This window comes from Hydrogenophaga sp. A37, from assembly GCF_002001205.1.
Taxonomy (GTDB): Bacteria; Pseudomonadota; Gammaproteobacteria; order Burkholderiales; family Burkholderiaceae_C; genus Hydrogenophaga.
Genome location: NZ_MUNZ01000131.1, coordinates 25,156 through 36,536 on the forward strand (window position 1 = coordinate 25,156; position 11,381 = coordinate 36,536).

Consider the following 11,381-nt stretch of genomic DNA (forward strand, 5'->3'; position numbering starts at 1 on the left):
ATCAGACGGGGATTTCTTCGGGCTCCAAGCCCATGGCGTTCGCTGCCACCGCACTGAGATGGTCGGTCGAGGTGCCTGTCACGGTGGGTGTGACCGCGCCCAGGGTTTCGCCGTCGTCGCCCCAGGGCGCGGGGATGCGCACCTGCTGCCACACCGGGTTGAAGATGGCGCGGTCGATCTCGTGCACCAGCTCGACCATGCCTTCGTAGCCACCGTAGGGGTGGTGGCGTTCCTGGTTGATGTCCAGCCAGGGCATGCGCGCCTTGAGCGCGACGAACTGTGAGCGGCCGCCGCTGAGCATGATGTCGGCGCGCGCTTCTTTCAGCATCGCGTACATCTCGCGCGGTGTCATGTCATCGATCATGTGGGCGTCGGCGCCCTCGCCCATGATCTCCTTGATCTTTTCCTTGTCTTCCTTGGTGCTCTTCTTGACGCTGGTGCCGACGATTTCCATGCCGCCTTCCTGCAGCGCCGCCACCACCGACCACGACTTCACACCGCCCGTGATCAGCAGCACGCGTTTGCCCTGCAGGCGCTTCTTGTATTCGGCGATGCGCTTGTAGGCGCGCGCTTCTTCCACCTCGATCAGGCGCTCGGTGCGTTCGATGAGCTCGGCGTCGGCGCCCTGCTTCACCAGCAGGCTGGCGATCTGGCGCAGCGTCTCGCTCATGTCGCTGATGCCGTAGAACGAACCTTCGAAATACGGGATGCCGTAGCGCTGCTCCATCTTGGTCGCGATGTTGATCATCGACTTGGAGCAGACCATCATGTTGACCTTGGCGCGGTGGGCGCTGGCGATCTCGTTGTAGCGGCCGTCGCCCGAGATGCACGAGAGGATGCGGATGCCCAGCGCGTCGAGCAGCGGCTTGACCTGCCAGAGTTCACCGACCAGGTTGTATTCGCCAATGATGTTGATGTCGTAGGCGGTGGTGTACTCGGGCTCGACGGTGCCGATCACGTAGTCCAGCAGGGCTTCGGCGCCGAGCTTGTTGCCCAGGTTCTTGGGGCCGGCGAAGCCGGGCGCGTTGACCGGGATCACCGGCTTGCCGAACTTTTCGGCGGCGCGCTTGCAGACGGCTTCGATGTCGTCGCCGGTCAGCGCGGTGACGCAGGTCTGGTAGACGAAGACCGCGGGCGGATCGTACTTTTCAATGATCTCTCGGATGGACTTGAAGAGGCGCTTTTCACCGCCGTAGATCACGTCGAGTTCGTTGATGTCGGTGGTGAAACCGCTGCGGTAGATGGTGGAGCCGCTGGACGCGCTGTGGCGGTTGTCCCAGGAGTTGCCTTCGCAGGCGATCGGGCCGTGCACCAGGTGGGCCACGTCGACCACCGGTTGCAGCGCAATCTTTGCGCCGTCGAAGGCGCAGCCACCCGCCGCCGCGCCGGGCGAGAGCTGCTTGGTGCAACCCTTCTTGCGCTCCTTCTCGCTCTTGCCCTGGTTGATGTCGCAGCCGGGCTCCTCGAACACTTCAGCGATCTTGGCCTTGAGCGATACAGACATGGCGGACTCCAGACGGTGGGTTGAGAGTCCCTTTGCAAGTTGGGTGCCAGGCCTTTTTCAGGCTTTTGGACCGGTTTTGTGGCCGTCTGTGGCGGGTTTGAAGGGAATGTCGCGGGCGCTTTGCGACAGGCCTCCCGACCACGGACTACTTCTGCATCGGGAGCTTCTCGCCACTGCGGTGCAGAACGATCCAGCGCTCCAGCTCGGCCACGTGCTGCGCCTCTTCTTCCACAAACTCTTTCGCCAGCACCTTGATCTCGGGGTCGGTCGTGGTCTGCAGCACGTTGTCGTAAAACGCCAGGCCGGCGCTCTCGGCGTCGAGCGCCACTTGCAGCGCCTGCTCGATGCCGATGAAGGGGTCGGCGGCCCAGATCGCCGCGGCCTCGGGGCTTTCGATGTCGGGCCACTGGTAGTCGGCCTCGGCCAGCGTAGGCAGGTTCCGGTAGCCGGCCCGTTCGCGCGCGTCGCCCAGGTGCAGCAACGAATAGTCGGCGAGCTGGCGGAACAGCTGGGCCACCTCGGTGTTGCCGGCGGTGCGCATGGCGTCGGCGAGCTGTCCAAAGCGCAGCGCGGCTTCGTTTTCCAACTGGATGGTGTGGGCCAGAAATTCTTCTACGGAGTCCATGTCAATCTTCCTTCGGTCAAAAATCCAGTTCGAACCAGGCCGGCTCTTTCTGGCGCAGCTGGGCGATCAGTTCCAGCGTGGCCGGCACCAGGGCGTGGATGCCGTACCAGACGGCTTCGCGCCGCGGCTGGCCGTCGCTCTCCAGCAGGCCCTGCAGGCGCGCCCAGCCGTGCCAGTCGAGCTGGACCAGGCGCAGGCGCAGCGGCTCGGGCCAGTGCGCCAGGGTCTGCGCCATGCGCAGCAAATGCATCTCCACACAGGCCAGGGTGTTGGCGCTGGCGAACAGCTCCTCTTCACCCTGCAGCTCGGCGAGCAGGCTCGTCATGACCTCGCCGCTGTTCTGCAGGATCAGGTATTGCATGCGGGCGATCATGGTGTGCTCACCGGGTCGAGGCCACGGAACATGGCGCAGCGAAGAAACACCTCGCGGCTCGCGTCCACCTGCTTGTGGCGGCAGTACTTGGCGACCAGCTTGGCCAGGCCCTTGATGTCGCGCCCGGTCGCGGCCGGGAACAGCTCGGCCAGCATGCGCGGCATGTCGTTGCCCAGGGCCAGACCGAACTGCTCGCCCATCACGCCCCAGATGCGCGCGCGGGCGGCTGCGTCGGGCGGGTGGTAGCGGATCAGCGCGATGCAGCGCGAGACGATGGCCTCGTCGATGTCGTCGACCCGGTTGGTGGTCAGGAACAGCAGGCCGTTGAAGTACTCCAGCACGCGCAGGAAGACGCCGACCACGGCGTTCATGGTCAGGTTGTCGTCGCGCTTCTTGATGTAGACGTCGGCCTCGTCGATCAGCAGCACCGCGCCCCAGCGCTGGGCGCGCTGCAGCACGTCCTTCAGCGCCGTCTCCATGGTGGCCACGTTCAGGCCGAGCTGGCCCGAGTGCACGCGGTAGAGCGGGCGCTGAATGATCTCGGCATAGACCTCGGCGGTGAGCGTCTTGCCCACCCCAGGCGGGCCGGCGCAGAGCACCGTGGTGCCGCCGGACTTGCCGGCGATGATGTCGTCCATCAGCACGTCCATCTCGGCGGTGAGGATGTCGATCAGGTCGGTCTGCTCGGGCGGCAGCACCAGCAGCTGCTTGAGCTGGGGCTTGTACGCATAGGGTTCGAGGTCGTCCACATGCACCCACACATGGTGGTGCAACTCCAGGTGGAACATCAGGATCAGCGGGTGCACCGGCAGCTGGCGGAACAGCCGGGGTCGGTCCTGCAAAGAGGCCTTCAGCGCCAGCACGTCCTGTTCGGCGTCGTACTGGCTGCTCTTGGCGGCCTTGATCAGGTAGTTGGTGAGCAGCTCGCCTGGGGTTTCCAGGCTGGTGTCGCGCTGCTGCAGCACGGCCTCGTCGTTCACCAGGCGCGCCGCTTCGCCCTGCGCCGAGAGGATCACGATGTCCTTGCGTTGCCAGTCGTTGTCGCGGTGGGTGGCGCTCGGGTCGGGCGCGTGAAAGGCCAGGCCACGGCCGAGGAACTGGGCGCCGCTCTGCGCGCGCCAGTCGAAGTACGTGGCCACCGAAGCTTCATACGCGCGCAGCAGCTCGGGCGTTTCGCGCACCAGGCCGCGCGCGAGCAGCAGCTCGGCCACGCTGCGGCCGATCACGTCGTTGCCCGAGAGGCGCAGTGTCTGGCTGACCAGTCCGCCCTTGGCATTGGCCTTGAGGTCGACCAGCACCTTGCCGGTTTCGTCGTGGGAAGGCGGCGTGTAGTCGATGCGCGTCGGGCACCAGGCCAGCGGCACGCCGTCGGTGTCGGCGCTGAACAGCCAGCCGTGCGTGCTGCCCTCGGCCAAGTAGGCCACCAGGGCGGGCACCGCGTCTTCCAGCGTGTCGGCCGTGAAGCGCTGGGCACCGGGCACGCCGAGCAAGCCCCGCAGCGAACGCAGCTGCACGGCGCGGCGCTGCTGGGCCGGGCCGCCCGCGTCCCAGAGCTGGTCGAGCCGGTCCAGCACCGGCGCGCTCAGCAGGCGCAGCCGGGTCTCGGCGTGTTGGCCGAAACGCAGCTGGTCCGTCAGGCCGGCGAGCTCGGGGAATTCCCCTGCCAGGGTCTGGGCATGGGGGCGTTCAATGCGCAGCTTCATGGCCGTGGATCGGTTGGGGATCAGTTGTCGTCGGCCAGCACTTCCAGCGCCACCAGCTGCTCGTACAGCGCGCGCCGCGCGTGCCAGTTGTCCTTGCCGGCGATGCGCGGGTCAGCACCTTCAAACGCGCCGATGGCGTCGCGGTCGCCGCGGTAGACGCAGGTGAGCCCGCCGCGTGCGGCCAGCGCGGCCTCCAGCGCCTCGGCCTCACTCACCGGTTCGGCGCTCAGCACGCCGCTGCCGAGCAGGTGGTCGGCGCGGTAGAGCGGCGCGTCCCAGCCGTGGCTGTCGCCGAGCGCACAGATGGCCGGGTAGCGTTCACGTGCGGTCGCGTCCACCGATTCGTGGCCGATGTCGCTGAGCAGATCACGCGCACTCAGCGTGTCAAAAATTTCCCAAGGCTGCAGCGGATCGCCAGCCTCGACCTTGCGCGCGAAGTCGGCCTCGTCGTAGGCGAACCACGCGCGCGGTGCGGCTTGTTCGGGCACTTCCACCACATAGATCATGGTTCTCTCTCCGATGGCTATGGCCGATCAGCGCCCATTGCGTGGACGCCCCGTTTGCAACAAGGTCTGTTGGCTTTGAGTTCCGTTCGCCCTGAGCCTGTCGAAGGGTTCGACATGCCGGCACCGCGCAAGGCTTCGACAAGCTCAGCCCGAACGGTTTTTGTGGCATCGAACGCACAGTGGGGTCATTCCACGCCTTCAGCTGCTGTCTTGGCCCAGACGGCTTTTCGCAACCGTTGCGTGATGCCGGCCGGGCTGGCATCGAACTGCCGCTGCGCAATCGACAGAGCGCCCTGGGCCACAGCGGCCTCGGGCAGGGTCAGGGGCAGCCGGCCCGCCACATGGGAGGCACCAGGCACCGCCTTGGCAATCGCCTGGCGGTTCGGGTGCTCGTCCATGGCGATCAGGTTGTCGGCCTCGCGCACGCCACCGAGACACACCCAACCGTCGATCACCTCGACCTTGCGGCCGTCCAGCGTGGTCTTGATGTAGACCGCTTCAACTGCTGCGGTTCCCGAGCCGTCTTGGGCCACGTCGAGTGCGGTGGTGGTGGCGGGCGTGTTCATGGTCAGAACTTCACAACGATGTCTTCGTTGCGCACGATGAACTGGCAGGCCAGGCGCCACGGTGGCGGCAGGTCCTTGGTCTCGGCGTCGGCGATCTGCTGCGCCGTGATCTTGCCGGCCAGCTTCAACACCGTCTTCTCTTTTTCGGTCAGCGCCACGCCATGCGGCGTGTTGCCCGACAGCACGGTCACCTGCAACTGGCAGGAGCCGCACTCGCCGTTCTCGCACTCGAAATCCAGCGGAATGTCGTTGGCCTTCGCCACCGCCAGCAGGGTCTTGGTGTCACCCGCGATGGCATAGACCGTGAGGTCCTTCTTCATGCGCGGAGAACTGAATGTCACGTTGGCCATAGGGCACCTCTAGAAATTTGATAGGTCCCGCCAGCGAGCGGGGAGCCGACCTGGGCGTCCACCGAAGACCAGGGGGAGTTCAACTCAGGATGCGGTGGAACCGGCTCCGCCGGGCCACTCGCATCGCCCCCTGGGGGGTGACGCGAAGCGGCGCAGGGGGAACCATCACCTAATGATGTCGTACGAGTAGTCCGTCTTGCCCGGAACAATCGTGTTCGCATCCAGGGCTTCAAAGAACTCGTCAAGCAGGGTGACCAGCACGCGCATACCGCCTTCGTAGCCCCAGGTGGGGAAACGGTGGTAGTGGTGGCGATCGAAGATCGGGAACACCATGCGCACCAGCGGCGTCTTGGTGTCGCGTTCCAGGTACTTGCCGTAGGTGTTGCCGATCAGGAAGTCCACCGGCTCGGTGAACAGCAGCGAACGCAGGTGCCACAGATCGCGCTTGGGGTAGACCTTGCAACCGGCGCCGTAGGGCGAGCTGTCGAACAGGGCCTGGACCTTGATCTCCCACTCTTTGCCGCCGTTGGTGGCGAGCACGTGCGAGGGTTCGGCACCGAGTTCGAGCAGGAAGCCGGCATAACCCAGCATCTGGTCCGGGTCGCCGTAGAGGGCGAAGCGTTTGCCGTGCAGGTGGGCCTGGCTGTCGGCCATGGCGTCGACCAGTTCGCCGCGCTCTTTCTCCAGCTCGGCCGGGATCGGCTTGCCGGTCAGGCGCGAGATTTCCATCAAGAACTTGTCGGTGCCGGCCACGCCCACGGGGGCGTTCAGCGTGACGACTTCCTGGCCGTGTTCGGCGATGAACTTGCTGGTCTTCTCGCAGCAGAACTCCTGGAACACGATGGTCGCTTTGGCGTGCAGCGCGGCGACCACTTCTTCTTTCGAGGTGCCACCGGCGTACATGCGGAACTCGCCATCGGTGGGCGTGTTCCAGTTGCCGGACGGGTCACAGATGATGTTCACCTGCACACCGAACAGATCGAAGATGCGGCGGATTTCCTTCATGTTGCCGACGACGAAGCCGTCGAAGCCACCGATGAAGTTGATGCTCTCGTTGGGCACGCGCACCAGGGGTTCGGTGGTCTTGGCCTTGCCGTCCCAGAAGTGGCGCAGGATGCCCAGCAGCGCGTTGTCGTAGCCGGTGATGTGGCTGCCCACAAACGCCGGGGTGTGGGCGAACGGCACGTCGAACTCGTCGGGCACGCTGCCTTTTTGCTTGCTGGTCTTGATGAAGGCGTCGACGTCGTCACCGATCACTTCGGCCATGCAGGTGGTCGAGACGGCGATCATGTCGGGCTTGTACAGGCTGTAGGCGTTGGCCAGGCCGTCGACCATGTTGTTCAGGCCACCGAACACGGCGGCGTCTTCCGTCATCGAGGAGCTCACGCAGGACGTGGGTTCCTTGAAGTGGCGGCTGAAGTGCGAGCGGTAGTAGGCCACGCAGCCCTGGCTGCCGTGCACGAAGCTCAGCGTCTTCTGGAAACCGTTGGCCACGTAGACCGCGCCCAGCGGCTGGCAGGCCTTGGCCGGGTTCACCGACAGGGAATCACGGGCGAAGTTCTTCTGTTTGTAGTCTTCGGTCTTGGTCCACTCGACGATCTGCTTGACCGTTTCGTCGCTGTGGTTGAACTCGAATTCCGCTTTCTTGTTGCGGAAGATGTCCTGGTACTCGGGCTCACGGAACAGCAGTTCGTGGTCGAGGATCTTGTCGGCTGATTGGGGCATGGTGCTCTCCAGAGGATGTTGAAATTCAAGGAGCGGACGACCGGCAGAGGCCAGGCCGCCCGCAGTCTTCTTCAGGCGGCTTTTTTCCACGGAGCCTTGGTCAGGCTCCAGATGGGCGAGCTGATTGCCATGTCCATGTCACGGGCGAAGATGGCGAAGCCGTCGTAGCCGTGGTACGGGCCGGAGTAGTCCCAGCTGTGCATCTGGCGGAAGGGCACGCCCATCTTCTGGAACACGTACTTTTCCTTGATGCCCGAGCCCACCAGGTCGGGTTGCACTTGCTCGACGAACTTCTCGAACTCGTAGCCGGTCACGTCGTCATAGATCAGCGTGCCGTCTTTCACGTAATGCGTGGTGCGCTGGTAGTCGTCGCCGTGGCCGAATTCGTATCCGGTGCCGACCACGTCCATGCCCAAATCTTCGTAAGCGCCGATCACGTGGCGCGGACGCAGACCGCCCACGAACAGCATGACCTTCTTGCCCTGCAGGCGCGGCTTGAACTTGTCGATCACGGCCTGCATCAGCGGCTTGTACTTGTTGATCACCTCTTCGGCCTTGGCCTTGATGCTGTCGTCGAAGTGGCTGGCGATTTCGCGCAGGCTCTTCTCGATCATGGTCGGGCCGAAGAAGTTGTATTCCACCCATGGAATGCCGTACTTCTCTTCCATGTGCCGGCTGATGTAGTTCATCGAGCGGTAGCAGTGCAGCACGTTGAGCTTGGCCTTGGGCGTGTTTTCGATCTCGGCGATGGTGCCGTCGCCGGACCACTGGGAGATCACGCGCAGACCCATTTCTTCGAGCAGGATGCGGCTGGACCAGGCGTCACCACCGATGTTGTAGTCGCCGATGATGGCCACGTCGTAGGGCGTGGAGACGAACTCGGGGCGCTTGTTCGGATCGGTGCGGTCGAACACCCAGTCGCGGATCGCGTCGTTGGCCAGGTGGTGGCCGAGCGACTGGCTCACGCCGCGGAAACCTTCGCAGCGCACGGGCACGATGGTCTTGCCTTCGTATTCCTTGCTCTTCTTCTTCGACACGGCTTCGATGTCGTCACCGATCAGGCCGATCGGGCACTCGGACTGGATCGAGATGCCCTTGTTGAGCGGGAACAACTCTTGAATCTCATCAATGATCTTGTCGAGCTTTTTGTCACCACCGAAGACGATGTCCTTTTCCTGGAAATCGCTGGTGAACTGCATCGTCACGAAGGTGTCGATGCCGGTGGTGCCGATGTAGTAGTTGCGGCGTGCAGCCCAGGAGTACTGGCCACAGCCCACGGGACCGTGGCTGATGTGGACCATGTCCTTGATGGGGCCCCACACCACGCCCTTGGAACCGGCGTAGGCACAACCGCGGATGGTCATGACGCCCGGCAGGGACTTGATGTTGGATTTGACGCCGCAGTCCGGCTTGCCTTCTTCGAACGAGCCCAGGTGCTTCGCCCTGCGCTTGGCCATCTTTTCGGGATAGGCCTTCAGCACTTCATCGATCAAGGCTTTGTTCGTGGCCTTGCGGTCTTCAACTGTGGCAGTCATGGGTAACTCCAATGGATATTTGGTTTTGCTTGGGATTCAAGACCGACCCGCCGGCACACGCCAGGCGGATCGGACTTGGGGGCCGGCCGTTTAGGCGGCGGCGGCCGCGGCGGCTGCTGCTGCCTTGCCGACCTGGGTCTCGTCGATGGTGTCCATGATCCCGAACTCCATCAGCATGTCTTCCAGCTGGTCCATGGTGATCGGGGTCGGGATCGTGCCGTTGCCGGCGTTGTTGTGGATCTTCTGGGCCAGGGTGCGGTACTCGGCGGCCTGCTTGGATTCAGGTGCGTACTCGATCACCGTCATGCGGCGCAGCTCGGCGTGTTGCACGATGTTGTCGCGCGGCACGAAGTGGATCAGCTTGCTGCCCAGCATGCCGGCCAGGGCGTCGGCCAGTTCCAGTTCCTTGTCGGTCTGGCGCTCGTTGCAGACCAGGCCACCCAGACGCACACCACCCGAGTTGGCGTACTTCAAAATGCCCTTGGAGATGTTGTTGGCCGCGTACATGGCCATCATCTCGCCCGACATCACGATGTAGATCTCTTGCGCCTTGTTCTCGCGGATGGGCATGGCGAAGCCGCCGCACACCACGTCACCCAGCACGTCGTAGGACACGTAGTCCACGCCGTCGTAGGCGCCGTTTTCTTCCAGGAAGTTGATCGAGGTGATCACGCCGCGGCCAGCGCAGCCGACGCCTGGCTCAGGGCCACCGGACTCGACGCAGCGGATGTCCTTGTAGCCGATCTTCATCACGTCTTCGAGCTCCAGGTCCTCCACAGAACCGGCTTCAGCGGCCAGCGAGAGGATGGTGTCCTGTGCCTTGGCGTGCAGGATCAGGCGGGTCGAGTCGGCCTTGGGGTCGCAGCCGACGATCAGGATTTTCTGGCCGAGGTCGGACAGAGCAGCCAGGGTGTTCTGGGAAGTGGTCGATTTACCGATGCCGCCTTTACCGTAAAAGGCGATTTGCCGAAGTTTGGCCATTGCAGTACTCCATTCAGGAAAGTTAAAGAACCTAAGCAAGCGTTGCCGCGACTTTGGGTCAGCCTTCCGTGCCTGTTGGTCTTATTGCTCTAGGTTCACGTCGGCCGGACTGGTGTCCGCGCATCCTCCTCTTTGCAGCTTCCGTGCCATGTGGTTTGGCCCCTGTTTTGTCGCCCTTGAAACAGGGCCTCTACAGAGGGAAAAGTGCACTTTTCAGGGCGCGCAACGGCTTCCGAAAGGGCTTTGTCCTGTTCCCGACAAAACAGCGAAATTGTTCGCACACACACCGCGTCGGCGGGTCGCTGCGGCGGCTTTGTGTCGCATTTGATGGCCGTCGCGCGGCAAATGCGCCTGGTACGTTGATTGCTCTTAGAGAGCCATGAACCTGCCTCACGCGCTCATCCCCGCACCGCTGGCGCCGCCCTCGCACTTTGAAGCGATCGGTGGCCAGGCGGCGGTGGACCGCCTGGTGAATGCCTTCTATGCGCAGATGGACAGCCGGGCCGATGCCCAGGGCATCCGCGCCATGCACGAGCCCGATCTGGGCCATACCAAAGCCGTGCTGCGGCTGTACCTGGCCGAGTGGCTGGGTGGCCCCAAGGACTACACCGCGCAGCGCGGCCACCCGCGCCTGCGCATGCGCCACGCGGCCTTTGCCATCGGCGTGCCCGAGCGCGACGCCTGGCTCGCCTGCATGGCCGCCGCGATACAGCAGACCGGCGTGCCCCCCGGTTTGCACAGCGTGCTGATGGCGGCCTTCTTCAAGACCGCCGACTTCATGCGCAACACCCCACACCCCCCGGCAACCCCTGCCAACAACCCGAAGGAAGCTTCATGACCACCCTGGCCACCAAAGAGATCGACGACACCGGGCTTGCCCGCCTGGAGAGCGAGGGCCGCCTGCTCAACCCGCTGCTCAAGGCCCCCACCAGCAAGTTCGGCCGGGTCGGCTTTCGCGGCGAACTCGCCTTGCGTTTTGCGCCCAAGCTGGCCGACGAAGCGCGCCCACCCGAACTGATGTGCCCACAGGTCATGGCCATCGGCACCGTGGGTGAAAAGACCCTGCCCTTCTTCGCCGGTTACCTGCTCAGCTTCGAGAACCTGAAGGACGTGGCCGAGGTGCTGGGCGACTCGCTGAGCGCGGGCGGCAAGTACTTCCTGTTCTGCAACAACATCGACCTGTCCAAGAAGTACCAGGTGCCGTACAAGGGCGCGATGTTCTATGTGCTGCCCATCGACGAGTCCACGGTCTACAACGAGATGCTCGATCTGCTGTACCTCGAAAAGAACGACCTGAAGAAAAAGGACACCGCCGGCAAGCTCGACGCCGTGGCCGACGCTGCGCTGAAGTTCGACGTCACCTTCGACACCATCACCTACGCAGAAGGCCTGACGCTTATGGGTCCCGTGCGGAATCCCAACGAAAACCGCCCCGTTTGATCGGTGTCTTCCTGCTGCGCGAACCGATGCTGCATCTGCGGTGCTCGCCGTACGTGAGTACGGCTCCGCTCCT

Annotated in this window: 12 protein-coding genes; 2 read left to right on the forward strand and 10 right to left on the reverse strand. The window is 63.9% G+C overall.

Annotated features, from left to right (window positions below; all coding sequences use genetic code 11):
* Window position 1 precedes the first annotated feature (1 nt).
* The 10 genes from nifE to nifH form a co-directional block, all read right to left on the reverse strand.
* Window positions 2-1,504, reverse strand: a complete 1,503-nt coding sequence (gene nifE, locus B0E41_RS18085; protein ID WP_077332894.1) for a nitrogenase iron-molybdenum cofactor biosynthesis protein NifE — start codon at window positions 1,502-1,504, stop codon at window positions 2-4.
* Window positions 1,505-1,649: 145 nt separating this feature from the next.
* The gene (locus B0E41_RS18090) at window positions 1,650-2,129 is read right to left on the reverse strand and encodes a ferritin family protein (protein ID WP_077332896.1); all 480 of its coding nucleotides are present in this window, start codon (window positions 2,127-2,129) and stop codon (window positions 1,650-1,652) included.
* Between the two features lie 16 nt (window positions 2,130-2,145).
* Window positions 2,146-2,502, reverse strand: coding sequence for a hypothetical protein (locus B0E41_RS18095; protein ID WP_077332899.1), 357 nt, complete (start codon window positions 2,500-2,502; stop codon window positions 2,146-2,148).
* On the reverse strand, window positions 2,499-4,205 hold the full coding sequence (locus B0E41_RS18100) for an ATP-binding protein (protein ID WP_077332901.1): 1,707 nt from the start codon (window positions 4,203-4,205) through the stop codon (window positions 2,499-2,501). Before B0E41_RS18100 ends, B0E41_RS18095 begins: the two co-directional genes overlap by 4 nt.
* Before the next feature lie 20 nt (window positions 4,206-4,225).
* The gene (locus B0E41_RS18105; RefSeq protein WP_077332903.1) at window positions 4,226-4,711 is read right to left on the reverse strand and encodes a hypothetical protein; all 486 of its coding nucleotides are present in this window, start codon (window positions 4,709-4,711) and stop codon (window positions 4,226-4,228) included.
* Between the two features lie 185 nt (window positions 4,712-4,896).
* Window positions 4,897-5,277, reverse strand: a complete 381-nt coding sequence (locus tag B0E41_RS18110; RefSeq protein ID WP_253194997.1) for a hypothetical protein — start codon at window positions 5,275-5,277, stop codon at window positions 4,897-4,899.
* 2 nt (window positions 5,278-5,279) lie between these two features.
* Complete coding sequence (locus B0E41_RS18115) at window positions 5,280-5,627, reverse strand: 2Fe-2S iron-sulfur cluster-binding protein (protein WP_077332905.1); 348 nt, start codon at window positions 5,625-5,627, stop codon at window positions 5,280-5,282.
* Window positions 5,628-5,792: 165 nt separating this feature from the next.
* Complete coding sequence (nifK, locus tag B0E41_RS18120) at window positions 5,793-7,352, reverse strand: nitrogenase molybdenum-iron protein subunit beta (protein WP_077332907.1); 1,560 nt, start codon at window positions 7,350-7,352, stop codon at window positions 5,793-5,795.
* 71 nt (window positions 7,353-7,423) lie between these two features.
* A complete protein-coding gene (gene nifD / locus B0E41_RS18125) occupies window positions 7,424-8,887 on the reverse strand; it encodes a nitrogenase molybdenum-iron protein alpha chain (protein ID WP_077332909.1) in 1,464 nt (487 codons plus the stop codon).
* A gap of 90 nt (window positions 8,888-8,977) precedes the next feature.
* Entirely contained in the window at window positions 8,978-9,868 is an 891-nt protein-coding gene (gene nifH / locus B0E41_RS18130) for a nitrogenase iron protein (RefSeq protein ID WP_077332911.1), read from the reverse strand.
* 379 nt (window positions 9,869-10,247) lie between these two features.
* Between nifH and B0E41_RS18135 the strand changes: the two genes are divergently transcribed.
* Window positions 10,248-10,706: a group II truncated hemoglobin gene (locus tag B0E41_RS18135; protein ID WP_077332913.1), complete on the forward strand. Its 459-nt coding sequence runs from the start codon at window positions 10,248-10,250 to the stop codon at window positions 10,704-10,706.
* Window positions 10,703-11,308, forward strand: a complete 606-nt coding sequence (locus B0E41_RS18140; protein ID WP_077332915.1) for a hypothetical protein — start codon at window positions 10,703-10,705, stop codon at window positions 11,306-11,308. The genes B0E41_RS18135 and B0E41_RS18140 overlap by 4 nt, the downstream gene beginning before the upstream one ends.
* Window positions 11,309-11,381 lie beyond the last annotated feature (73 nt).

Bases quoted from the DNA above. Each gene is read 5' to 3' on its own strand.
- nifE (WP_077332894.1), bottom strand. From the start codon at position 1,504: ATGTCTGTATCGCTCAAGGCCAAGATCGCTGAAGTGTTCGAGGAGCCC.
- B0E41_RS18090 (WP_077332896.1), bottom strand. From the start codon at position 2,129: ATGGACTCCGTAGAAGAATTTCTGGCCCACACCATCCAGTTGGAAAAC.
- B0E41_RS18095 (WP_077332899.1), bottom strand. From the start codon at position 2,502: ATGATCGCCCGCATGCAATACCTGATCCTGCAGAACAGCGGCGAGGTC.
- B0E41_RS18100 (WP_077332901.1), bottom strand. From the start codon at position 4,205: ATGAAGCTGCGCATTGAACGCCCCCATGCCCAGACCCTGGCAGGGGAA.
- B0E41_RS18105 (WP_077332903.1), bottom strand. From the start codon at position 4,711: ATGATCTATGTGGTGGAAGTGCCCGAACAAGCCGCACCGCGCGCGTGG.
- B0E41_RS18110 (WP_253194997.1), bottom strand. From the start codon at position 5,277: ATGAACACGCCCGCCACCACCACCGCACTCGACGTGGCCCAAGACGGC.
- B0E41_RS18115 (WP_077332905.1), bottom strand. From the start codon at position 5,627: ATGGCCAACGTGACATTCAGTTCTCCGCGCATGAAGAAGGACCTCACG.
- nifK (WP_077332907.1), bottom strand. From the start codon at position 7,352: ATGCCCCAATCAGCCGACAAGATCCTCGACCACGAACTGCTGTTCCGT.
- nifD (WP_077332909.1), bottom strand. From the start codon at position 8,887: ATGACTGCCACAGTTGAAGACCGCAAGGCCACGAACAAAGCCTTGATC.
- nifH (WP_077332911.1), bottom strand. From the start codon at position 9,868: ATGGCCAAACTTCGGCAAATCGCCTTTTACGGTAAAGGCGGCATCGGT.
- B0E41_RS18135 (WP_077332913.1), top strand. From the start codon at position 10,248: ATGAACCTGCCTCACGCGCTCATCCCCGCACCGCTGGCGCCGCCCTCG.
- B0E41_RS18140 (WP_077332915.1), top strand. From the start codon at position 10,703: ATGACCACCCTGGCCACCAAAGAGATCGACGACACCGGGCTTGCCCGC.